This is a genomic window from Chamaesiphon sp. OTE_20_metabat_361 (assembly GCF_031364565.1).
Genome location: NZ_JANLWO010000211.1, coordinates 1 through 1,700 on the forward strand (window position 1 = coordinate 1; position 1,700 = coordinate 1,700).

The 1,700-nt window shown below is 49.8% G+C and carries 1 protein-coding gene and 2 pseudogenes; 1 reads left to right on the forward strand and 2 read right to left on the reverse strand.

Annotated elements, in window-relative coordinates:
• Positions 1-459 (forward strand): annotated as a pseudogene (locus tag RMO35_RS05910) (slipin family protein); the annotation flags it as partial.
• Between the two features lie 205 nt (positions 460-664).
• Here RMO35_RS05910 and RMO35_RS05915 read toward each other — a convergent pair.
• Both RMO35_RS05915 and RMO35_RS05920 read right to left on the reverse strand, forming a co-directional pair.
• On the reverse strand, positions 665-1,222 hold the full coding sequence (locus tag RMO35_RS05915) for a GTP-binding protein (RefSeq protein ID WP_396135614.1): 558 nt from the start codon (positions 1,220-1,222) through the stop codon (positions 665-667).
• A gap of 6 nt (positions 1,223-1,228) precedes the next feature.
• A pseudogene (locus RMO35_RS05920) lies at positions 1,229-1,700 on the reverse strand (hypothetical protein); the annotation flags it as partial.

Below are 1,700 nucleotides of genomic sequence, written 5' to 3' on the forward strand. Positions count from 1 at the left end.
GCGATCGAACGCGTCGAACTCAAGGATGTCGAAATCCCGATTTCAATGCAGCGGGCGATGGCGAAAGAAGCCGAAGCCGCTCGCGAAAAACGCGCGCGTCTAATCAAAGCTGAAGCCGAGCAAGAAGCTTCTAAATTGCTCAGTGAAGCCGCACAACAAATGATGGAAAATCCCGCAGCTTTGGAATTGCGACGATTGCAAATGTTGACTGAAATTGGTGCCGAAAATAATACCACTACGCTAGTGATGATCCCTTCTGACATTATTAGTCTGGCAAAAGAATGGTCTACCGCCGCTCATAACAATAATGTTGCCGCTGCGCTAGCGAGTCAACAAAAAGCTACTCCAACAGAGAATTTACTCAATCCCAATATCACCCACCAACTCAACTTACCCGCACCAGTACAGACGCCAGAGGAAAAATCTCAATTGTTGTCAGATCGACTCGATCGAATGTGATTTTGTCTGTGTGACTGCCTCTAAAAATGCCTACGATTGTGTCTTGTCGCGCTAAACCCGGAGGAAACCTCCGGAGCGCGCGCCGCAAATCGTGGCTAGTGATGCGAAGTCCCCCTACGGGGGCTTATAAATTCAGTGAGCGTAGGCGGTCGTCGCATCATGAGCAGCGGTTTCTAACCGCTGAGATTATAGCAACTCGGGTTATTTAACCAGCAATTGCTGCCGCAGCCGCTGTCGTGTGCATGTAATGTTCCACCAAGGCGATCAGTGACATGGCGACAGATTCGCCGTCAGCAGCATTTACCAGCACGATCGGGGGTTGCTGCGCGATATCCTGATAACCCAGCGCCAGTGCGATATCTTCGCTGCTCCACGCACCCTCACAGTCACTGTGAGTGATCCCGATAATCATCGGAATCTGGGCGCGGCGATTCATGAAATTCATAATCCGGCGGGCGTGATGGAACTCACTCGGGCGGTGCGCGGCAATCAAGAGGACGTAAGCATGAGCGCGTTCGATCAAGATCTCCCACATAAAATCAAACCGGATCTGACCGGGAGTACCGTAGATGTGCAGTGCCATCTCATCCCCAAATTGCAGCGTCCCAAAATCCATCGCCACTGTGGTATTTTGCTTCATCTCGGACACCTCATCGGTAGCCTTGCGATCGGTATCGACAACTTCGATCTCACTCACAGAACGAATGAAGGTGGTTTTACCCGCACCTACCGTTCCTGTGACAACTAGATTCATAATTTCCATTATTTGTCAACCCTTTTTCTTCAAAAAGCCCATTAAATTACTCAAGAACGAAGCCGATACTGGCACATTGGCATTCCCCCCGCCTACACAGACAGGCGGTGCTTCCTGAAGACCGATTAGCGGTTGTGATGGCTCGATCGTGACCTCATGTACCAATCCGATCGCACTCAAGCGAAAGCCGATCTGTTGAACTCTAGCGATCTCTAGTCCGAGTTTCTCGGCGATTTTAGCGATCGATAGCTCTCCTAGTGCCAGATTCCAGACATTTGCTTCCTGAGCATCCAGTCGCAATCCAGGGCTAGTAGATAATCTCTGAAGACCGAATTCCGGCGCGGGTAATTTGGCAGTTAAACCACTCCAATCCTTGAGCATTCTCAATCCCAACAAGGCAACCTCATTAGCTGTCTGACTCAATCCCGTCATTTCACCATAACTTAATGGTGCTTGCGGATCGAATTTAAACTTACCATTGTGGATT